The sequence below is a fragment of the Streptomyces sp. NPDC033270 genome (genome assembly GCF_055576575.1).
The window spans coordinates 55,424-76,326 of the sequence record NZ_JBVIRA010000034.1; the positions used below are offsets into that span (position 1 = coordinate 55,424).

Sequence of the window (20,903 nt, forward strand, 5' to 3'; positions counted from 1 at the left end):
CCTGGCTGCTCCGCAGGGCGCCTGGAAGCACTTTCCCTCGTGCATTCGACCACTGCCCCGGGGAGGACGCAGTGAGCTCAAGGACGGACACCTCGCCCGAGGGGCGAACCTCCTGGAAGAAGACCGCGGTGGTGGCGCTGCCCGCCCTACTCGCCGTGGGCGCGCTGGCCACGGCGATGGCGCAGGGCGTGCTGGCCTCGTCGTTCGCCGTCTCCGGCACCCACTTCCAGGTGTCGTCGGGGAAGCTGACCAGCCACGGTCTCGCCTCGTACGTGCACACCGACCGCGACGCCGACGGCGGCGGCCATCCGGTGGCGCTGCTCGGCATCGGCAAGGCGTCGCTCGCCGACATCTGCCAGTCGGCGCAGGTGAAGACGCCGGTGGGCACGGTGGTGTTCAAGCTGACCGCGGGCGGCAAGGCCGGTCCGGTGAGCGCCGACAGCCTGGTCATCGACGGTGAGGACCTGGTCGGCGACGCCCGCTTCGGCACCGCCCAGATCGGCCGGGACGCCGGCTCCCTGGACGCCGTGCCGGGCGTGCACGGGCGAAAGGGCGCGTTCGGGCTGCAGGCCGGGGACATCGAGGTCGCCGGCGTGAAGTCGCACGCCTGGTCGGCCACCGGCGGGAACTTCCGCCTCAAGGGGATGCGGGTGAGCGTGAGCCTGGACGGCGCGAAGTGCTTCTGACCGCACGGCGCGCCCGGTGCGGCGCCTGGCTGGAGCGGACGCTGCCCTGGCCCGGGCGGCGGGCCGTGCTGCGGCGCTGGCGGCGGACCCGGCCGTTCTGGGCCGGGCTGCTGCTGGTGTCCGGCGGGGCGGAGCTGCTGCTGGTGCCGCTGTCGCCACTGACCGTGCTGGTCAGCCTGGGGCTCGGCGGGCTGGCGGCGCTGGGCATCGGGCTGGCGCTGATCGTGGCGGGAGTGTTCCTGTGGTGCGCACCGTCCGCCCACCACTACGTCAGCATCCATGCGCTGATCCTTTCGGTGCTCTCCTTCGCCGCGACCAATCTCGGCGGGTTTCTGCTCGGCATGGGGCTGGGCATCGCGGGCAGCGCGATGGGGTTCGGGTGGACGCCCGGGCAGGCCCCGCCGCCGGAGCGGACGCCCGGGCAGGCCCCACCGCCGGAGCCTGCGCCGTCCGACTGCCGGGACCCGGCGGCGCCGCGCGGCGGCACCGGCGGCAGGGCACTCGCCGTCGGACTGCCCCTCGCCCTGCTGCTGACCGTCGGCGGCCCGGCGCGGCCCGCCCGCGCTGCCGTCGGCATCCCGGCGCCGCCGCATCCGCCGACCGTGACCACCACGATGTTCGCGCCACAGGGCTTCACCCTGGCCGGGGTCGAGGAGGTACCGACGGCGAACGGCCCGATCAGGGCGATCGTGCTGCGCATGAAGGCGGCCTCGCTCACCGACTACCGGCTCACCACCCGCGACGGCGGAGACGAACTCGGCCTGAGCGCCGACTCGTTGAGCCTCAAGGGCGAGGTCACGCTCTACCTCACCAAGTTCAGCGGCTGCCTGGAGGGCCTGGTCTGCCTCACCTTCACCCCGGACACCCTCCCGGTGCCGCCGGTCGTGCCGCCCTTCGTCTTCATGACGGACGTGCGTGCCGAACAGGCGCTGGTCACCTCGGATCTGGTCGTCGCGGACGGGCTGCGGCTGCGCGCGGGTGTCCGGAGTGACGCCCGTGGCTGAGGCGGCGCGCACCACGCGGGGTTTACGGCCCGGGCCGGTACGAGCACCATCGGCCGTACGGGGGCAGGAGCCGCTTCTGGAGAGGTGACGCGTGGTCAACCCTTGGCTGGCGATGGAGGCCGGTGCCGATCCGGTGGAGCGGAGCCGTACGGTGCGGCGGGCCCATGCGGCGTTCCTGGCCGACCCGACCGTCGCACCGCCGGTCCGCCAGGTGGTCGCCGACTCCTGGCGCCGTTCGGCCGACGCCCGGGCCGCGTACGACGGGCCCGCGCCCATCGAGCTGGACGAGAGCGCACTGCGGACCTACCGGGAAGGGCATCCGCTGGCCCGGGCGATGCCCGTCTTCCGGGAGCTGCTGGGCAGCTTCGCACAGGACGGGGCGCATCTGCTGGCCGTCTGCGATCCGCAGGGGCGGCTGCTGTGGGTGGAGGGGCACCGCGGGGTGCGGCGCAGCGCCGAGCGGATGAACTTCGTCGTCGGCGCCCGCTGGGACGAGCGGCACGCCGGCACCAACGCCCCGGGCACCGCGCTCGCCGCCGATCACGCCGTACAGATCTTCGCGGCCGAGCACTACAACCGGCAGGTGCAGCGCTGGACCTGCGCCGCGGCCCCGCTGCACGATCCGCGGACCGGACGGCTGCTGGGCGCGGTCGACATCACCGGCGGCGACCATCTGGCGAGCCCGCACAGCCTGGCCCTGGTGCAGGCCACGGCACGCGCCGCGGAAGCCCATCTCGCCTCCGGCGCGCCGGAGTGCGGGGTCTTCCTGACCGCGCTGGGCCGGGACGAGGCGCTGCTGGTCGTGGACGGTGAGCGGCTGCGGCTCGGGCGCCGGCACAGCGAGATCCTGTTCCTGCTGGCCCGGCACCCGGAGGGCCTGACCGGAGATCAGCTCACCCTGCTGCTGTACGGGGAGCGCGAGATGCGCCCGGTGACGCTGCGGGCCGAGCTGTCCCGGCTGCGGCAGCTCGTCGGTGCGCTGCTGCACTCCCGCCCGTACCGTCTGAGCCGGCCCGTGGAGACCGATCTCGGCACGGTTGAGGAGCAGTTGGCGGCCGGCGACCCGCGCGCCGCGCTGGGCGCCTATCCCGGTCCGCTGCTGCCGCTGTCGGAGGCGCCCGGCGTACGACGGCTGCGCGACGCGCTGGCGGACCGGATGCGGTGCGCCCTGCTCGCCGCGGGCGAACCCGAACTGCTGCGCGAGTGGTCCCGTACGCCCTGGGGCGAGGACGACCTGGAGATCTTCGAGGCCCTCGTGGGCGCCCTCCCCGAGCGCTCCCCGGCCCGGGCCGCCCCTCGGGCCACCGCCGACCGGCTGCGCGCCGCGTACGGCCTGACCGGCGGCGGGAGCCCGACGCCACCCGCCGTGCGCGTCGCAACGTCCGCGCAACCTCGTCCGCTCTAGCCTGCGCACAACGCCCGCCGCACGGGAACGGTGGGCTTGGTGCCGAGAGCGATTTGGGAGGCCGCCATGGCCCGTTACGCCAGCCCGGGTTCCGCCGATGCCGTCATGAGCTATCTGCCGCGCTACGACCACTGGATCGGCGGGGAGTTCGTGGCGCCCGCGCGGGGCCGGTACTTCGAGAATCCGACACCGGTCAACGGGCAGCCGTTCACCGAGGTGGCGCGCGGCACCGCCGAGGACGTCGAGCGCGCGCTGGACGCCGCGCACGCCGCCGCGCCCGGCTGGGTCCGTACCGCCGCCGCCGACCGCGCCACCGTCCTGAACAAGATCGCGGACCGGATGGAGCAACATCAAGAGGCCCTGGCGGTCGCCGAGAGCTGGGAGAACGGCAAGCCCGTGCGGGAGACCCTGGCGGCCGACATCCCCCTCGCCGTCGACCACTTCCGCTACTTCGCGGGCGCCCTGCGCGCCCAGGAGGGCTCCCTGTCGGAGATCGACCAGGACACCGTCGCCTACCACTTCCACGAACCGCTGGGGGTGGTCGCCCAGATCATCCCCTGGAACTTCCCCATCCTGATGGCCACCTGGAAGCTCGCCCCGGCGCTGGCCGCCGGCAACGCGGTGGTCCTGAAGCCGGCCGAACAGACCCCCGCCTCCGTGCACTTCTGGATGAGCCTGATCGCGGATCTGCTGCCGCCGGGCGTGGTGAACATCGTCAACGGCTTCGGCGTCGAGGCCGGCAAGCCGCTCGCCTCCAGTCCGCGGGTCGCCAAGGTCGCCTTCACCGGGGAGACCACGACCGGCCGCCTGATCATGCAGTACGCCTCGGAGAACCTGCGGCCGGTGACGCTCGAACTGGGCGGCAAGAGCCCCAACATCTTCTTCGACGACGTCTCGGCGGCGGCGGACGACTTCCAGGACAAGGCGCTGGAGGGCTTCACCATGTTCGCCCTCAACCAGGGCGAGGTGTGCACCTGCCCGTCGCGGGCGCTGATCCAGCGCGGGCACTACGACACCTTCCTGGCGGCCGGCGTGGCCCGTACGGAGAAGATCGTCCAGGGGCATCCACTGGACACCGACACCATGATCGGCGCACAGGCCTCCAACGACCAGCTGGAGAAGATCCTCTCCTACCTGGACATCGGCCAGAAGGAGGGCGCCCGCATCCTGACCGGTGGCTCCCGGGCCGAGCTGGGCGGCGAGTTGGAGGGCGGCTACTACGTGCAGCCGACGATCCTCGAGGGCAACAACAGCATGCGGGTCTTCCAGGAGGAGATCTTCGGCCCCGTGGTGGCGGTGGCGCCGTTCACCGACTTCGACGACGCGATCGACATCGCCAACGACACGCTGTACGGCCTGGGCGCGGGCGTCTGGACCCGGGACGGCTCCACCGCCTACCGCGCCGGCCGCGCCATCCAGGCCGGCCGGGTATGGACCAACTGCTACCACGCCTACCCCGCACACGCGGCCTTCGGCGGCTACAAGCAGTCGGGCATCGGCCGCGAGAACCACAAGATGATGCTGGAGCACTATCAGCAGACGAAGAATCTGTTGGTGAGCTACTCGCCGAAGAAGCTGGGGTTCTTCTAGAGCCCCACGTCGGGTTGCCTGGAGGCCGTGTCGCGCTCCAGGCAACCCGACACGGGATTTGCCCTCCGCCATCAACAAGGCGCCTCACACCACCACCCGGCCATGGCGTACGTCCCTCCCGGATCAGCTGAGGACCAAACGGCCTCTTTTTAGGCCGTGACCTCACGCTGTCCGCATCCGCGATGTCCAGGTGCCAGCAGCCGAGACGGCAATCCGGCCTGGGGCTTGTGGACGTTCGCCGACTCCGCCTGGTCGAAACCCCGTGCTGCTCCGTGGAAGTTCGTGGAGGAGTACTGGTCAGTTCGCGAGCCGGGGGCTGCCGGAAGTCCGCTCAGTTCTCCTGGACACGAATGACGGGTGTATGAGTGATGGGGAAGTTCACCGAGCGGGCGATGAAGCACACTGCAGGTACGTCGCCATGCAGTGAGCGAGCCTTCTCCACCATCGACGCGTCGGCGACTGTCACCTCGGGGCACAGGACAACCCTGGTGATCTGGCCTCCTCCGCTCTCATCCATGGTCATGACGCCATGGGCGTTGTCCTCGTAGTCGGTGACGGTTACCCCGCCGACCGCACAGAGATGGAGGTACCAGAGCATGTGGCACTGAGCGACGGAGGCGACGAGCAACTCCTCGGGGTTCCAGCGCGCCGGGTCGCCGCGGAACGCGGGATCTGAGGAGGCGGCGATCCCGGCCTTGCCGTCCGCCAATACCTCGTGATCTCGGCTGAAGGACCGATAGCCGTCCGTGCCCGACCCGAGGTTGCCCGTCCACTCGACCGTAACGTCGTAGGTATGCGTTGTCGTCATAGGGCCAGAGCTTAGAAGGCACTGGGGGCGGTGCTGCTACGCATTTGCATCCTCCGGGCTTCGGCTCCCCCGGCGCCGTGGTCGTCGCGCGGAGTGGTCATAGGGCGAGGTGCCCAGCAGTTTTGCGATCGAGGGGACGGTGTTCTCCGCCCGGGTGGGCACGTCGCGGGCGTGGCACGTCGCAGGCGTGGCGGATATGTTCCTCGGTCACGGCGGGCGGGCGGTGGGCCCGAGGGGCACCAGGTGCAGGACGGAGCGGGAGAGCCGGTCGAGCCGGGGTTATTGCCGAAACTCCCGAGGCAGTCGGCTAGCTCGGGCGGATTGCGGCCTCGATGTGGGCGAGTTGGGCAGCGAGGATCTCTTCGAACGCGGCGCGGCGGTCCACCCCGAGGGGGCGAACGTCGCGGGCGAAGTGGGCCAGGGCCGGGAAGCGTTCGGGGTCGGCGCCGAGTACCGCGACGCGAAACAGCTCCATGCCCTGTTCGTGCTCTCCGGGCGTGACGGTACTGACCCCAGCCTCGGAGGCGATCAACGCGGCGATGAGGACCGCGATCCGGTGGTAGCGCGCCGGGATCTCCTCGTCGGGCAGTCCCGACGCGCGCAGAGCCTGCAGCACCTCTTCCATGACCAGCCGGGAACCGGTGCCGCTTGACGCGTAGCGTCCCCAGACCGCGGCGAGCTGGGGCTGCTGACCGAAGGCCTCTCTCACCCGCAGGGCAAGGGCCGTGATGCGCTGCTTCCAGTCGCCCTCGGGGCGGTGGCCGTCCATGGCCGCCAGGAGGATCCGGTCGGCGACCGCACGCAGCAGTTCGGTCTTGCTGCGGAAGTGCCGGTAGAGGCTGGAGGAATCGGTCCCGAGCACCGCGGCGAGCTTGCGCACGCTGAACGAATCGGCGTCGCCCGTGCGCAGCAACTCCGCCGCCGCATCCAGGATCTCCTCGGTCGTCCAGCGCCTTCTGCCTGCCATCTCGCCCCTCTCGCCGGGGCTCAGTCTACCTATGCACTTGGTGTTGCACGCACCGCGTGCATAATGAGGTCATGAGAGTGCCGAACGACCCGGCAGCAGGCGGGCCGGCGGGCTACTCGTGCCCTGATACCCGGGTCAGGCGGCCGGCGTGCAGCTCGCCCCGGGACTACGAAAGGACGCATGTCGTGAGGAAACCGCTGGATCCCGCGGAGCTGAACGCCGCCATGGAAAACGTCCACCGCGCCGGGATGCCGGGCCTGTTCGCCGAGGTGCGTGACGGCGACCAGGTCTGGCGCGGCGCCGCCGGGGTCGCCGATGTCGCCACCGGTCGCCCCGTCACCGCCGACATGCGGCACCGCGTCGGCAGCATCACCAAGACCTTCACCGCCGCCGCGGTGATGCAGCTGGTCGAGAGTGGGCAGGTCGGCCTCGACACGCCGGTCGGCCGGTACCTTCCGCGGCTGGTTCCCGGAGAGCGCGGTGACGCGATCACGGTCCGGATGCTGATCAACCACACCAGCGGCTTCCCCGAGTACCTCCCGTACGCCTACGCCTCCCTCAGGGCGTACCCCGTCATCGCGGACACCCGGCCCCAGAGCCTGGACGACCACCGGTTCACGCGGTTCGACCCCACCGAACTGATCGAGATGGGGGTCACCGCACCCGCCGTCGGCGCCCCGGGCGGTACGCCGGGGGTGTACTCCAACACCAACTACCTGCTCCTCGGCCAACTCCTGGAGGTGGTGACCGGCACCACGGCCGAGCAGTACATCACCCGGAACGTCATCGAACGTGCCGGTCTCCGGGACACCGGCTTTCCCGCCGGACTGTGCGTCGACGGCCCGCACTCGCAGATCTACGAGGCGTGGTTCGGCATGATCGACCCGCCACGCGACTACAGCGTCTACGACATGTCATGGGTGGGGCCGACCGCCTCGTTGATATCAACCGTCACGGACCTCAACCGCTTCTTCCGCATGCTGCTGGCCGGCGAGATCGTCAGCCCGGCGTCGCTGGCGCAGATGCAACGCACCGTCCCCGTCGTCTCCCAAGAGGGAAAGACGATCGACTACGGCCTCGGCCTGCACCCGATGGAGGCTCCCGGGCAGGGCACCTTCTGGGGCCACGGCGGCACGGTCTGGGGCGCTGGAGCACTGGCCATGACCCGTGCCGACGGCAAGCGGCAGATGGCCGTCGCGGTGAACCTGCAGAGGTGGAACAGGCTCGACTCCTCGGGCAGGCCGCAGCCCCATCCCATCGACGACGCGCTTGCGGCTCTCTATCGCGTGGCGATGTACGGCTGACCGGACCGGAAAGAACCGCTTCCGCCAAACCGGCAAGTATGCCGCGACGGGAGAGTCGAGAGGGCAGCAGGAGTGACCGCGGCACATTCGGCACGGCGACGCCGCAGGCTCCGGGCGGTGAGGGGGGTCGGGCTCACCCTGACCGCCGTCTACCGGTTCGTCGACCGTAGGTGTTGTGCATGGTGCTCTCCCACCGCGGGATCGTGGCCATGCCTCGCGCACGGCCAAGTTGAAGGGGCCGGCTGAGGGCCTGCGGTCAGACGCTCCAGCCCATGTAGCCGTAGCCGCGGAGCAGCTCGATCGCCTCATCACGCGACCCAGCCTCCCCGGCGGTCTGTCCGTGATCCCCAGAGGGGGTCCTGCCACGTCCCTGGCCGATTGAGCGGTATCGCACCGTTACCGCAGGCGCTTCAGCTTGCCAGTGAGGCCGCTCTGGTGAAGCCTGGAGTTGTGGTATCTATCCGCTGGCCATGCCGTTCTTTGCCGCAGCGCCTGCTGATGTACGGCTCCTCGGTAGCCCTGGCTGCAGGAGGTGTACTGATTCCCGGCGGCGCATTGACTGCCGCAGCGATGCCACACCGCGCCGCAGCGCCCGCGGTTGCCGCCGGAATTGACATCCCCGGCGTGGAATGGGCGGAGGTTACTGACCCCCCGAGTGGTGTCACAGCCCGGCTTCCCGGAAAGGTCGAGGTCACTGAATCCAGTGACCCGCACTGCCGGATGTACTCGGCCCTAACGGCCGACACGCACGTGGTCTTCGGTGTCTGCGATCTCCCAGAAACCCCGACGATGGAAAACCTCCACGAAACCGCCAAGGGAGGGGCTGATTCATTCCGCAGGAATTCTGGCAACGCGGCGATCAAGTCCAGCACACGAGAGACCAAATTCGATGGCCACCCAACTCTCGACCTCCGCCTGTCCACCAAGGAGGGCGGGCCTGACAGCCCCGTCGGCGCCTTTCGCTACATCGCCGACGACTCCCGCGTCATCATTGCCGAGACCGTTGCCTATGCACAGAACGAGAAATCACTGAACTCGACACACAAGCGACTCATCACCGGCATCCGCATTCCAGACTGAGCCGTTCGTTCAGCGCCGCGAGGTAGGGGTAGGTGGGTTCATCTTTCACCGGTTCCATCCTCCGGGTTGGTGTTGTGGGGTCTCGCTGCTGTGGCGGGGGCCGCAGAGTCCGCGGCCGTGGCGCGGTCATCGGGGTCGAGGCCACGCTCGACCAGCTCGCGCCTGCTGAGCGGGTAATGGTCGGCGTGCTTGCTCGGCGCCTTGTGGCACAGGACGCACATGCGGTCGCGGGCGAGGACCACGGCCGGAAACGCTGCTGGCGCTCGCGGCCGTAGGCGCATTGCCGTGAACTGCCGTGCCGCTGCTCGGCCTCTTGCCTGCAGCCGTCGCACCCTCCGTCCGTACGCTGTGCCCACCGATGTGGGGGTGGGGTATGCGGACTGAGGCCGCGGGTGGTGGGGCTGTGGCTGCGCTGATCATGCTGCTTGTGAGCATCGCGCAGGACTGGACGGCGCTTGCCGTGGTGGCTGGCGCGGTGATGGTGGGGACGGCCGTGGTCGCGGTGGGCCAACGGCGGCCGGGCCCACCTCGGGGCGGGGCCCAGCCGCCGGAGCCGGGGAGCCGGCCATGGCGCGACCGCTGACTACGGAACGAGCCAGCGGCCCTCGCCGTCATCGGCCATGGTCGTTCCGCAGCGCGAGCACAAGGCCTGGCGCGCGCTCGCGCGGTCCGGCGGTATGAGGGTGCTGCGTTGGCGCCGGCGCCTGGGTCTGCGGAGTGGGTTGCAGATGTGGCTGCGGCGCGGGCGGATGTCGAGGTGGCGCAGGCGGAGATGACGCACCAGGGAACGATCTTTCGGATCTCGGTGACATCGCCGGAGGCGGATTCGGCGGAGAGCCTGGTGTCCGTGGTGAACGGGGTCATCTCTGACTTCGACGTGTGGGTGGCCGCGCTCGGCGACGGGCACGAGCACGCACGGGAGTTGCGGCGGCTGCGTTGAGTCACCTTGGTGGGGCTGCCGCGGTCCTTGGAGCACTTCATGGAGTGCTCCAAGGGCCATCTGCAGCACATTCCGTGGGTGAAGGATCGCGGCCTGACCCTCGGGGAGCGGTGGCAGTCGTGGCTGCTTGAACGGAGGCTCAGGGCGATGGACGATTGATCAAGGAACGAGGCCAGTGGTCATGTCCAGGCCTCTCAAGTACGGCGGAGGCCCCACCGCGCAGGGTTCGCGGTGGGGCCGGCCGGCGTGGCGGCGCGGTCAGTCGAAACCGCGTCCTTAGAGGTTGTCCATCGAATGGTTCAGGTCGTCGAGGTCGGGGTGGTCAGCGATCCGGAATCGATCCAAATCCCTGATCCCCTCCCGAGCCTCCTCCCCGGTGCTCTCGACGATGGTCCTCAACGAACGCACCCTCTCCGTCATCTCCTGGATGTTCGTATCCCTCGGGCTTGTGGCTCATGTGCTGGCCCTCGCTCCTGAGTGGGGCCTCAGCAAGTGCGGCAGGCGACGCGTCCCGCCAGCGGCTACTTGATGCCTTGCGCCCGCGCATTGGCGAGCAAGGCTCTGATCCCGTTGATGTCGTAGCCGGTGAGGTGGCCCATGCCTGAGCTGGTCTTGTAGCCGCCGTTCGGCGAGCACATGACCGGGCTATTGCCGTACGACGTGGTCACGCAGCCGTACGGGACTTCCTTCCCGCCCGCATCGAGGGCGTTGGGGTGATCGAGGCCGAGTGCGTGTAGGGGCTCGTGGACGATCGTGTTGCGGAGCTTGTACAGCTCGATCCGATACCCGGTCCAGTATTCGCTGTCGTAGGCGACCATGCCGCCGATACTGACGCCCTGGGGCGGGTTGGGGCAGGGCATGCCCTGGCTGAAGCCGGCGCGGCCCATGGGTCGGTACATCTCGGTGATCTGGATGTGGCCGACGGGCCCGCACTTCGCCGGGTTGACGGTCTCCACTCCACCGATCGTGATCTTCACTCCCGCGGCCTGGATCTGGGTGACTGCTGGTGCGAGTAGCGGGGTGTAGCGGGTCTTCATGGTGGCGGTGGCGAACGTGATCACGTATTGGCGGGACGGACTGAGGCTGGTCACGCCGAGTTGGCTGGTGAGCTTCCACCCGGTGCCGTGGGTGGTGATCATCGCTGCGTGAGTGGGGGTTGTGGTGAGCGCGCAGGCTGCGAGGGCTGCGGCGGCGCAGGCGAAGGTCTTGCGCATTCGGAATCTCCTTATGAAGTTGTGGGGGATATGTGGCGGCTCTTCACAGGAGACGTACGGGCTGTGGCATTAGTTGCGCATTGGACTAGATCAACTTCGCCTGAATCACAGGGAGTTGATCGCGCTAACTACTCGGGTCGCTGTCCGGCAGCTGGCTTCGGCTCCGGCGGGTACCAGCCGCCGCGGCTGGCCTGGTACTCGTCGGGTTCGCGGTCGTCGCGGGGTTCCTGGCCTCCGAGGGGCAGGCCGGTGGGCAGTGCCATGATGGGCGCCCTGTCTCTGCGATGGGAATGGGGCCGGGGCGGCCGTGTGCTGGCAGGCGGTCGGCCGCCCCGAGGTCGTGCTTCAGCGCCGTACGGAGGGCCCGGTCAGTGAACTGACCCGCTCACAGCCGTACTTGGCGATGGCCTTCCGCTCCTCGGGGCGCACGACTTCGCTGTCAAAGGGGTCTTTGGTGTCTACGTCGACCTCGATGTCAACGCTCGTCGAGCGCCCCAAGCGGCGGGTGATCTCGGCCTTCACTGTGTAGCGGGGCAGGGTGGTCTCCTCCGTGTGTGGTGGGGCCGGCTGGTCCGGCTCCCTGCCCGTCCCGGACGTGGGGGCCCGAGACGGACAGGCAGCCGTCAGCGGCGCTCCCCAATCAGGGCGGCGGACACGGGCGGCCGCGAGTGCAGGTGTCGGGGCATGGGAGACCTCCGGGAGATGCCCCCGGTAGACGGGGGTAGATGACTGGGAGATTGAGGGAGATGGGGCGGTAGACGTACAGGTCAGGCGGCGGTAGACGCCTCGGGAGACGCGGCCTGGCCTGTGGCCGGGGAGGGGGCCAGGAGATCGGCCTTACGAACCCCGCGGGTGGGCACACCGGCCAACTTCAACTTGAGGTCGACGGGGATGCCCAGCGCCTCCAGACGAGCGCGCAAATCGCTCACTCTCCAGCCCACCCCGTGCCCGTGCTGCTGGAGGTGAGCGAGGACGGTGGCGAGGTGCACCCCGCTGGCGTCCACGATGAGTTCGAGGAGGAGCGTCCGCACAGCCTCGGCGGACAGCTCCCCCGGGGGCTCGGCGGAGGACTCGTCGGCGTCCTCGGCGGGCGACGCCGGGGCGAGGTTCCGGCCGGCCCGGTAGGCGCCAGTGTGCAGGCGGTTCACAGGATGCCCGCGCTCTCGATGACTGCCCGGCCCTGAAGCCCGATCATGTTGATCGCCTCGGGCAGAAATGAGGTCGTGGCCAGCCTTCCACCAGGGCCAGAGGTTCGCGTAGGCGACGGCGAGAGAGGGCGAGGCCGCCGAGGGAGAGCGAGTTGGCGGTGTTCACGGGCGGAATCCCGTGAGAAGGGTGACGGGGTCGAATCACAACTCATCTGCCGGGCGCGACGCTCCCCACCCTCCGACCGCGGCCAGGGCCTGAAGCGTTCGCCCGGCGGAGACCGGTTGGCCACGGCAATGTTCGGCGGCGAAACTGCCCCCATGACCTTGGCGAGTGAGCAGTTGACCTGGCGGGGCTGAGCGCTCTCGTCGGCGAGCTGAGCATTATGGGCTGGTGAGCGGGTTGATCTCTGTTTGGCGACGACACCTGTGGATGCCGTAGCGGGGTGCATAGGGTTGCCGGCATGGCACTTCGACCTGTGAATGTGAACATCAAGGCGCTCGACGACGCGGCGGTCGGCCGTTTCTGGGCGGAGGCGCTCGGCTGGGGCATCTCCAGCGAGGCACCTGGCGTGACCAACGTCGAGCCCGGCGACGGTTTCGTCTGGCCGGACGCCACCGCCGTCTGCATCGACATCGTCACCGTCCCGGAACCCAAGACGACGACAAAGAACCGTGTGCACCTCGATCTCGCCACCACCTCCGAGGCCCATCAGTCGGAGTTGATCGCGCGACTCCGGGCGCTCGGCGCCAGGCCCGTCGACGTGGGCCAGGGCGATGTGCCGTGGACGGTCCTCGCCGACCCGGAGGGCAACGAGTTCTGCGTCCTCGAACCCCGGGAGATCTACCGGGACACCGGGCCGATCGCCGCGGTGGTGGTCGACTGCCTGGATCCGCGAGCCATGGCTCGGTTCTGGGGCGAGGCGACGGACTGGGCCCTGCACGAAGTGACCGATGAGCGCGCGGTGTTGCGCTCCGCCAAGGGCGTCGGCCCGTACCTGGAGTTCCTCCGCAAGCCCGACGCGAAGACCGTGCCGGACCGCGTGCACGTCGACCTGCTGCCGTACCCCGGTGACGACAAGGCGGCGGAGGTGGCCCGGCTGCGGACCCTCGGCGCCACCGATCTCGACCTCGGCCAGGGCGACGTCTCGTGGACGTGCCTGGCCGACCCGGAAGGCCACGAGTTCTGCGTCCTCGCCCAGTCCTGACGCGGAGTCGTGACGACGCCCGGACATGTGAACGCTGACTGCTTGTCAGGCTGCAAGCCTGCGGCGGCGATGTTCTGCAGCTGCTGCTCGCTTCGGTGGAGCCCTTGTGCTGCGGAGACCGAGGTCGGGGAAATCGGGCGGCCGCCTCTAGCGTGTGCATCGTGAAAGCCCACGGTTCTGCGTGGTCCGGCGCTGAGAACGGCTCGCCAGATCGGTCGCTTCCGCAGGAGGTCACGTTCGTGCGGACCCCGGCCGTGGCGCCGGTTCACCGGTCGGCGGGTCTCCGGTTGGGGCTGGGCCAGGCCGGAGGCGCACCACGGAGTGCGCGGGACCAGGCCGGCCTCGTGCGCGGCGATGGCGGCCTCCACCCGGTTGCGCGCCCCTGGTTTGCCGGGTCGCGCAGAAGAGCCGGTACGACCTCGACAGTGGTCTCCCCGCGGCGCCGCCCTCCTTTCCCCTCGATGGCCACCTGCACGTACGGCACGCGAGCGCCTGAGATCCCGTGGCTGGGACACACATGGAGGGACCGGGCCGAACGGTCGGCCCGGTCCAGGGGTTCATGCGGCTGACAGAAGTCGGTGTCAGTACTGGATGGTGTGGTTGTAGAGGATGTTCCGGGCCGTTGTGCCGCTGTCCAGGCCGTAATCGGGCCGGTCGTCGACGAAGTACTCGCGGAAGCTGGACTGCCAGGTCCGGGACATCATGGTGTTGCTCTTCGTCCAGCCGCCGTCGACCCGGGACCACAGGTCGACGAGCGCGGTGGCGACGCGGGCCTCGCAGGCGTCGCCCGAGTCGATGCCGGTCGTGGAGCGGTCATTGGCGAGGTTCAGGGAGCTGCCGTTGCCCCAGTAGTACGTGGTGTCGTTGAAGGTGTGGAACGCCACCGCGTTGGCGAAGCCCTCGGTCCAGCCGCAGCTGGTGGAGGAGGTGCGGTTGACGTAGTGGGGCGAGCAGTTGCTCACGTTCGGCCACCAGCCGTTGTAGAGCTTGCCCATGAGCGCGTGGCCCGCTTCGTGGACGGTGGTGTGCTCGGAGTCGGGGTCGTTGTCCGCGAGGTGGATCTTGTCGTCGTTGGTGGTCCAGTACGTGCCGTCGGTGGAGCCGGGGTACCACTGGACGGTGATCGGGGTGCAGTGGCCGTCCTGCTGGCGGCTTGCCCAGCAGTTGGTCGTGGAACCACGGTTCCACCACAGCTTGTTGAGGGTGTCGAGGGCGTGCCAGGCACGGCTCTGTCCGTCGTTGGCGTACACGTTGCCCAGGCTGGTGCTGCCCGAGATGTTGTTCAGCGAGTACGTGGCGGTGGAGTAGAGGCGGCCGCTGCCGTCGACCACCGACCACATCTGACCGGCCTGCGTCCGGAACTCCACCCATGCCTGGGAGGTGACGGAGGCGCTCGGGGTGTAGCAGAGGTTGAACTTGCCGTCGCCGTTGCCGGTCATGCCCGTGGCGAGCTTCTGCGTGGCGCTGTTGGCGGTGGGCTTGCCCCACAGGGTGATGTTGGCGTTGCTGACGGGCTCGTCCCGGTTGGCCTTGCCGTTCCAACTGCCGCCCTCGGCCGACTGGAAGCGGTTGCGGAAGGTGCCGCCGACACAGGTCCGGGAGGCAGACCTCGCCGAGGCGGTGGCGCGGGCGGAGCCCGGGGCCGAGGCAGCAGAGGCACGGGCAGGGATACGGGCAGGGGCGGGGGCCTTGGGGGTGACCGGGCGTGCCTTGCGGGCGCCGGAACCGGGCCGGTGGGCCGGGGCCGCGTCGCCCTTGGTGACCGAGAAGCCCTTGTCGGAGGAGCCGTTGGAGGTGCCGACGGTGAGTTCCACCGAGTCGTGCGCGGCGCGCCGCGGGTCGGGGCGGTCGATGTCGCTGATGTCCGCCTGGATCTGGGCGGGTCCGGCGGCGACGGCCTTGACCTTGAGCTTGACGGTGTGGGTACCGGGGGTGAGGGCGAGTTCCTGGCTGGTGCGCTGTCCGAAGGTGTCCGTGGTGGGTGTCGCGAGGCCGGATTCCTCGCCGGTCGTCCGGAGTGCGGGCGGCAGTTGGACGGACAGGCCGGCGCGCGTGACGTCGGCTTGCGCCTGGACGTCCACGGTGAGGGTGGCCTGCTCGCCGACAGCAGGCAGATGGTCGAGAGAGGCAGTGACGCCGAGACAGCTGAGGGGCGCCTCGGAGCTCTTCGCCGCGGGGCGGATCGTGCAGGTGCCGCCGGCCGGAGTGGTCGTGCCCGCGAACGCGGACGGTACGACGACGATTGCCAGACAGGCGCCTACGCCTGCCAGTGCGGTCAGAGCGGCGGGTTTCGTGACCCGTATTCGGGACATGGGCATGCCTTTCTGCGGCGTGCGCCGGGCCCGGTCTGGCACGACCGGATCAGGTGCACGCGGGCAGATCTGTGAGGGGGGTAGGGCACTGCGCCCCGGGCACTGCAGCGATCCACCACCGGCTCAACCGTTGGCCAGAGCTGCACCCTGAGTGACAGTGGCCGAAACCATATACCTCTGGCCTGCGCATGTCATCGTCCAGTGCAGAAAATGTGGATGAGGTGCGAACAAGGCGGAGTTCCGGCGCACGCTCACCGGCGCCGACGAAGGAACCTGGAGGCCTTCAACGGCGCCGTCCGCACGGAGCATTGGGCATTGGGCATGGGGCATGGAGCAGAAGCCGAGGATCTGCGACGAGTCGCCGAAGGGCAGGGTCGACGTACGTCGGCCCTGCCCTCGGTGCCGGCCTGTTACGCGGCGGTGAGTCGCTTGACCCAAGTCACCGAACTGCTGCTGCCAGGCGCCTGGATGAAGACCCGTGCCGGAATGGCCACGACGTGCTCCTGGTTGCTGCTGTCAAGGTCGCGGACGACGATGTAGCCGGTGTAGGTGGCGCCGTTGGCCCGGCCCTCCAGATAGCCCTTCCTGCCCTGCGGCACGTTGATCTCGACGTCCGACTCCCGGGTGTTCTGCACCTTGGTGGTGGAGGTGGAGCTGTAGCTGTAGGTGAAGCCGGCCTCGCCGCCGACCGATCCGCCGTCGCCGCTGATGGTGGGCGTGATCTTGCCCCCCACCTGCCAACCTTCGGTCGTGCTCTGCTCGTCGGCGACGGACGCCGTGACCTTGTAGGTGAGCTTGCCCTCGCCGGTGAGGCCGTCACTGGCGCCCCGCTGCGGGTACTTCTCGTCGACCTTCCCGACGAACATGCAGGGCGCCGCCTGACCGTAGTACGGACTCTGCGAGTCGGTGTTGGTCATGTGGCAGTACTGCTCGGCACTCTGGCCGCCGGACAGCGCGTTGTCCTTGGTGTTCTGACGGATCTCGGTGCCGCCGGGCTTGGCCGCGTCGGCCCATCCGTCGGCCAGGTGCTTGGCGCTCTCCCGCAGCGGCGCGGAGTGCTTGTCGTCGGCCGCGTACTGCGTCGCCGCCGCCTGGGCGTCCTTGACGGCCTGTTCGGGGTCGTACTTGCTCTGCACGTCCGCCAGGGTGAACGCCTTGACGTTGCCGTCCTTGTCCTTGTCCAGCCCGGCCGGGTAACCCATGGAGGATTCCGCGGAGTTGACCGGATCCGTCTTCTCCATCGCGGCGAGGACATCCTGATCGGACTCGTAGGTGCCGTCGGCGACCTTCGCGGCCTGGCCGTCGTCGGCGAAAGCGGGTGTCTGGGTGCCGACCAGGGATATGCCGGTGAGGAACGCGGTGGCCAGTGCCCCGGCCACCACACCGCTCTTGCGCCGGCCCGGAGTGAGCTCGGACTGCGGTTGCGTTGACACACGGTCTCCTATCAGTCGGGCATCGGCCGCTCGGGGCCGTGCCGATTCGTGGGGGGGAGTGCGGCGCACCGGGTTGGTCGCACCTCGCCAGGCCGTGATCCCCGAAGAGGAAAGCGTCGGTATGGCAGGGTCTGTCGAGGTGTGCGACGGAACAACGGAGTTGGCGTTCCGAGTGGAGGTGGCTGCGACAGAAAATCTAGGAAGTTACTATTGCGTTGATCCGTAACATTTGTAACGGATGTGACTCAGTCGCACCGTGCGTCGAACCTGCCGGCTGCGCAGTGCGCCGCGTCGGCCGTTGGTGATACGGGTGTTGACCTGGCGGCACTTCGTGATGCCGCCGGGTGACAGTTGCCGACCCTGCCCAGCCCGCCCCATGCCGAGCCGCACCGTGTCCCCCGTCCTGCCGCCCGCGAGGACGTCGATGCGGATGCCGCTGGCCGGGTCCGTGAAGGTCTGGCCGGGTGTGTAGGCCGCCCGGTCGAGCCCGGTGCAACCGGTGGGTGGGACGGCGGCCGGGTTGCCGTTCATGACCCGGACCGGTCCCTCGCCGGTCGGGACCGCGGAGTCGACCTTGTAGATGAGGACGCCGGCCGAGCACAGGTCCCGGTCGTTGCCCTCGGCCCGGCGGGACTCCGCGACGTACGCCGTCGTGTCACCGGTGCGCAGTACGGCGATCTTGGTGCCGCCGCGCCGTTCCACCGGGGTCAGGCGCACGGTGCGCCGGCCGGGTGCGGCCAGGCAGGCGACCTGGGCGTCCCGGGTCCAACCGAGTTTCCAGGAGTGCCAGCCCAGGTACTGGGGTGCGTGACCGGCGATATCGCCCATGACATCCCAGCCACCGACGTACTGATGGGTGGCGCCGGTGAAGGAGTACAGGTCGGGCAGGCCGAAGGTGTGACCGGTCTCGTGGGCAGCGACCTTGGGGCCCCAGTGCCACAGGTCCTGGCCGAAGGTCACGGCCCACTTGATGCGGGTGCCGTCGGCGGTCACACCGGACGTGGTCGGGTCGTAGAGGTAGGTCGGGGAGAAGGAGACGGCGGTCGCCGCTCTGGTGGGGACGACATAGACCATGTCGTAGCGGGAGAAGTCGGCGTACGGGTCGGCGGCGGCGATCGCGTCCCGTACGTACTTCTCGTGAGCCTCGAAGGTCAGGCCCCGCTCGAAGCCGTAGGAGTCCGCATTCGCCGGCATGCGGATCCAGCGGTGCAGTGAGGTGAGGGCCAGGCGTGTGCGGCCGTAGCCGGCCGTGCGCAACCAGTCCGCGGCGGGGGCGAGTTGCGCGGCGTACTCGTCGGTGGGGCCGGTGGCCCGGGCATCGGGGAAGTCCACGAACAGCGTCAGGACGCGCCGGGCTCCGGTGGCGGGCTGGAACCGGACGCGGTCGATGCCGTGGCCTTCGTCGGTCCAGCCGGTTCTGCCGGGCAGCGCGCAGGCGGCGGGAGGCGAAGACCGGTCGGCCGGAGGGGCGGGGGCCGCGTTCGCCGTCGTGGGGGCGGCGAGGCAGGAGGCGAGGGTGAGGGCCGCGGCACAAGAGCGCAGGCGGGTCGGCAGGGCAGGCATGTCACTCCCGTCGGAGGCGATGGCCAGGGGCGGATACGTGGGAGCGGTCGGCTCAGGCGCGGCCCGCGGCCAGGTCCATCAAGCGGGCGAGGACGCTGCCGCCCGAAGCGGTGATGCCGTCGTGCTCCCATTCGTTGGTGACCCAGACGCGACTGGCGCCGACTTGGCGCGCCGTGCGCAGGGAGAGGCCCGCGTCGACGTACATGTCGTCGTGGTAGACGGCCGCGGCGAGGGGGACCTGGTTGGCGGCCAGGCGGTCCGGGTCGTAGAGCGGGGGCCAGTCGCTACGCCGGGCCAGGAGGTCCGCGGCCGCCTCGAAGGGGCGCAGGCCCTTGATCTCCCGGAACATCCAGGGATAGATCATTTCCCCGGTGAGCAGGAGCGGGTCCGCCTCCTCCGCGAACTCGGGGAAGCCGGCAAGCGCCCGGGAGGCCGCCCAGCCGGTCGGGCCGGAGGCCTGCCCGTACAGCGTCTCCTGCATGACGGCGAACAGCGGGTTGTCGGTGAAGCCGGTCAGGGCCTCCACCTGGTGTCGGAAGGTGTCGGTCAACTCGCCGTCCGCATCGAGGGATTCATCCAGCAGCCAGTGGATCCGCTCGAAGCCGTCGCCCATGCCCAGAGCGAGGCCGAGGGTGCGGAGGCGGCGGGTCGTGAGGCGGTCGCCTCCGGGCAGCCGGGTATCACCGGCCGCGAGGAGGTCAGCGATCTTGCGGAGCCGTGGGGCGTCGTCCGGGTAGCGGGCGTAGAAGTCGAGGACCCGGTCCCGCACCCGCGGATAGGTGCGGGCGTACACGTCGTCGGCGGTCGCGGTGAGTCCGGGCAGGCCACCGGTGACGTAGCAGGCCCGCAGGCCCTCGGGGGCCCGGGAGAGATAGGTGAGGGTGATGAAGCCGCCGTAGCTCTGGCCGAGCGTCTCCCAGGGTTCCCCGCCGCACAGTTGACGGCGCATCAGTTCCGCGTCGGCCACGATCGCGTCGGCGCGGAAGTGGCCCAGATGAGCGGCCAGTTGCGGCGCGGAGGCGAACCGTGCGGCCATCCGCGCGGTGACCGCAGTAGAGCGACCGGTGCCGCGCTGGTCCAGGAGCAGCACCCGATGGGTCTTCAGCGCCTGGGGCAGCCAGCCCGGCGAACCTGCCGAAGGGCGGGGCGCCTTGCCGCCGGGGCCACCCTGCAGATAGAGCAGCCAGGGCAGTCGTTCACCGGTACGGGCGGGGTCGACGACCTCGCGCGCGAACACCCGGATGGTCGGGCCGTCCGGAAGGGAGTGGTCCAGCGGGACGGTGAAGAAGTGATCGGTGGTGGCGTACGCAGGATTCATGAGCCCTTTCCCGGCGCGGCGAGAGGAGTGAGAGTGAGGCATGACAGGTGAGGTGTGACATTGCATAGCCGGCAAGCATGAATCGGCCGCCCCCCTTCGAGGAGCACCCACTTGGGCATGACTCCGCGTCATGGGGAGCCGGCCTCACCCCCGCGAGCCGGCCTCGCCCCCGCGCCTCAGGCGGAGCGCTTGCGCGGACGCCGCGCGGCCCCCTTGGCTTCGGCCGACGAAGGGCTGCCGCCGCCGGCCCACAGAGAGCGGACATGGCCCAGGTGCTCGGCCATGCACTTCTCCGCCCCCTTCGCGTCCCCCGCGAGCATCAGGTCGAGGAGCTCCAGGTGCTCCTCGGCCGAGGGGATCAGTTCACCGCGCTCGTCCAGGGCGGTGAGCCCGTAGAGGCGGGAACGCTTGCGCAGGTCGCTGACGGTCTCGACGAGGCGGTCGTTGCCGCAGAGGGCGAGGAGCGAGAGATGGAACTGCCGGTCGGCCTCCAGGTAGCCGATGAGGTCGTGATCACGGGCGGCCCGGACGATCTCCTCGGCGACCGGGCGCAGCGCCTCCAGGTCCTCTCGCGCCACGCTTCGGGTGACCCGGCCGATCATGGGGATCTCGATCAGCGCGCGGATCTCGGTGTACTGATCGAGGTCGCGCTCGCTGACCTCGGTGATCCTGAAGCCCTTGTTCCGGACGGGCTCGACCAGGCCCTCGCGGGCCAGGTCGAGCATCGCCTCACGTACCGGGGTGGCGGAGATACCGAAGTCCTCGGCGAGCGTGGGCGCCGAATACACCACACCCGGACGCAGCTCGCCGGAGATCAGGGCCGCTCGCAGGGCGTTGCTGACCTGGTCGCGCAGCCGCTCCCGGCCGACGTTGAGGTCGCGGTGCTTCAGGTGCCCCATGGCGGTGGTGGTCCCTTCGCTCTGGTA

Annotated in this window: 19 protein-coding genes; 8 read left to right on the forward strand and 11 right to left on the reverse strand. The window is 69.8% G+C overall.

Going from position 1 to position 20,903, the window contains the following annotated elements:
* Positions 1 to 176 precede the first annotated feature (176 nt).
* The 4 genes from ACZ5XZ_RS34515 (at position 177) to exaC (ending at position 4,685) form a co-directional block, all read left to right on the forward strand.
* The gene (locus ACZ5XZ_RS34515; RefSeq protein WP_468985569.1) at positions 177 to 686 is read left to right on the forward strand and encodes a DUF6230 family protein; all 510 of its coding nucleotides are present in this window, start codon (positions 177 to 179) and stop codon (positions 684 to 686) included.
* Positions 677 to 1,690 (forward strand): DUF6114 domain-containing protein, encoded by a 1,014-nt coding sequence (locus tag ACZ5XZ_RS34520; RefSeq protein WP_468985502.1) that lies wholly within the window; start codon positions 677 to 679, stop codon positions 1,688 to 1,690. The genes ACZ5XZ_RS34515 and ACZ5XZ_RS34520 overlap by 10 nt, the downstream gene beginning before the upstream one ends.
* Before the next feature lie 91 nt (positions 1,691 to 1,781).
* Complete coding sequence (locus ACZ5XZ_RS34525; protein ID WP_468985505.1) at positions 1,782 to 3,095, forward strand: GAF domain-containing protein; 1,314 nt, start codon at positions 1,782 to 1,784, stop codon at positions 3,093 to 3,095.
* Between the two features lie 66 nt (positions 3,096 to 3,161).
* Positions 3,162 to 4,685: an acetaldehyde dehydrogenase ExaC gene (gene exaC, locus ACZ5XZ_RS34530; protein ID WP_468985508.1), complete on the forward strand. Its 1,524-nt coding sequence runs from the start codon at positions 3,162 to 3,164 to the stop codon at positions 4,683 to 4,685.
* 331 nt (positions 4,686 to 5,016) lie between these two features.
* On the opposite strand, the gene ACZ5XZ_RS34535 is transcribed toward exaC, so the two are convergent.
* The gene (locus ACZ5XZ_RS34535; protein ID WP_468985511.1) at positions 5,017 to 5,493 is read right to left on the reverse strand and encodes an OsmC family protein; all 477 of its coding nucleotides are present in this window, start codon (positions 5,491 to 5,493) and stop codon (positions 5,017 to 5,019) included.
* A 307-nt stretch (positions 5,494 to 5,800) separates the two neighbouring features.
* Positions 5,801 to 6,460, reverse strand: a complete 660-nt coding sequence (locus ACZ5XZ_RS34540; RefSeq protein WP_468985513.1) for a TetR/AcrR family transcriptional regulator — start codon at positions 6,458 to 6,460, stop codon at positions 5,801 to 5,803.
* Positions 6,461 to 6,645: 185 nt separating this feature from the next.
* Here ACZ5XZ_RS34540 and ACZ5XZ_RS34545 point away from each other — a divergent pair, with 185 nt between their 5' ends.
* The 3 genes from ACZ5XZ_RS34545 (at position 6,646) to ACZ5XZ_RS34555 (ending at position 9,784) form a co-directional block, all read left to right on the forward strand.
* Positions 6,646 to 7,764 (forward strand): serine hydrolase domain-containing protein, encoded by a 1,119-nt coding sequence (locus ACZ5XZ_RS34545; protein WP_468985515.1) that lies wholly within the window; start codon positions 6,646 to 6,648, stop codon positions 7,762 to 7,764.
* Positions 7,765 to 8,142: 378 nt separating this feature from the next.
* Complete coding sequence (locus tag ACZ5XZ_RS34550) at positions 8,143 to 8,844, forward strand: hypothetical protein (RefSeq protein ID WP_468985518.1); 702 nt, start codon at positions 8,143 to 8,145, stop codon at positions 8,842 to 8,844.
* A 730-nt stretch (positions 8,845 to 9,574) separates the two neighbouring features.
* Positions 9,575 to 9,784 carry a hypothetical protein gene (locus tag ACZ5XZ_RS34555; RefSeq protein WP_468985520.1) on the forward strand — a complete coding sequence of 70 codons (210 nt, stop codon included), beginning with the start codon at positions 9,575 to 9,577 and terminating at the stop codon, positions 9,782 to 9,784.
* Between the two features lie 521 nt (positions 9,785 to 10,305).
* On the opposite strand, the gene ACZ5XZ_RS34560 is transcribed toward ACZ5XZ_RS34555, so the two are convergent.
* From ACZ5XZ_RS34560 to ACZ5XZ_RS34575, 4 genes are all read right to left on the reverse strand, one after another.
* Positions 10,306 to 10,998 (reverse strand): zinc metalloprotease, encoded by a 693-nt coding sequence (locus tag ACZ5XZ_RS34560; protein WP_468985523.1) that lies wholly within the window; start codon positions 10,996 to 10,998, stop codon positions 10,306 to 10,308.
* 128 nt (positions 10,999 to 11,126) lie between these two features.
* Positions 11,127 to 11,261, reverse strand: coding sequence for a hypothetical protein (locus tag ACZ5XZ_RS34565; protein ID WP_468985525.1), 135 nt, complete (start codon positions 11,259 to 11,261; stop codon positions 11,127 to 11,129).
* A gap of 82 nt (positions 11,262 to 11,343) precedes the next feature.
* Positions 11,344 to 11,520, reverse strand: a complete 177-nt coding sequence (locus tag ACZ5XZ_RS34570) for a hypothetical protein (RefSeq protein WP_468985528.1) — start codon at positions 11,518 to 11,520, stop codon at positions 11,344 to 11,346.
* Positions 11,521 to 11,765: 245 nt separating this feature from the next.
* The gene (locus ACZ5XZ_RS34575; RefSeq protein ID WP_468985531.1) at positions 11,766 to 12,146 is read right to left on the reverse strand and encodes a hypothetical protein; all 381 of its coding nucleotides are present in this window, start codon (positions 12,144 to 12,146) and stop codon (positions 11,766 to 11,768) included.
* A 461-nt stretch (positions 12,147 to 12,607) separates the two neighbouring features.
* On the opposite strand from ACZ5XZ_RS34575, the gene ACZ5XZ_RS34580 reads away from it, so the two are divergent.
* The gene (locus ACZ5XZ_RS34580; protein ID WP_468985535.1) at positions 12,608 to 13,351 is read left to right on the forward strand and encodes a VOC family protein; all 744 of its coding nucleotides are present in this window, start codon (positions 12,608 to 12,610) and stop codon (positions 13,349 to 13,351) included.
* A 581-nt stretch (positions 13,352 to 13,932) separates the two neighbouring features.
* Here the strand turns inward: ACZ5XZ_RS34580 and ACZ5XZ_RS34585 are convergent.
* The 5 genes from ACZ5XZ_RS34585 to ACZ5XZ_RS34605 all read right to left on the reverse strand — a co-directional run bounded on the left by ACZ5XZ_RS34585 (position 13,933) and on the right by ACZ5XZ_RS34605 (position 20,876).
* Positions 13,933 to 15,663: a mycolysin gene (locus ACZ5XZ_RS34585; RefSeq protein WP_468985538.1), complete on the reverse strand. Its 1,731-nt coding sequence runs from the start codon at positions 15,661 to 15,663 to the stop codon at positions 13,933 to 13,935.
* Between the two features lie 410 nt (positions 15,664 to 16,073).
* Positions 16,074 to 17,096 (reverse strand): hypothetical protein, encoded by a 1,023-nt coding sequence (locus ACZ5XZ_RS34590; RefSeq protein ID WP_468985540.1) that lies wholly within the window; start codon positions 17,094 to 17,096, stop codon positions 16,074 to 16,076.
* 207 nt (positions 17,097 to 17,303) lie between these two features.
* Entirely contained in the window at positions 17,304 to 18,659 is a 1,356-nt protein-coding gene (locus ACZ5XZ_RS34595) for a M6 family metalloprotease domain-containing protein (protein WP_468985543.1), read from the reverse strand.
* Positions 18,660 to 18,711: 52 nt separating this feature from the next.
* Positions 18,712 to 19,977: an alpha/beta fold hydrolase gene (locus ACZ5XZ_RS34600; RefSeq protein ID WP_468985546.1), complete on the reverse strand. Its 1,266-nt coding sequence runs from the start codon at positions 19,975 to 19,977 to the stop codon at positions 18,712 to 18,714.
* Positions 19,978 to 20,153: 176 nt separating this feature from the next.
* Complete coding sequence (locus ACZ5XZ_RS34605; protein WP_468985548.1) at positions 20,154 to 20,876, reverse strand: GntR family transcriptional regulator; 723 nt, start codon at positions 20,874 to 20,876, stop codon at positions 20,154 to 20,156.
* Positions 20,877 to 20,903: the final 27 nt, after the last annotated feature.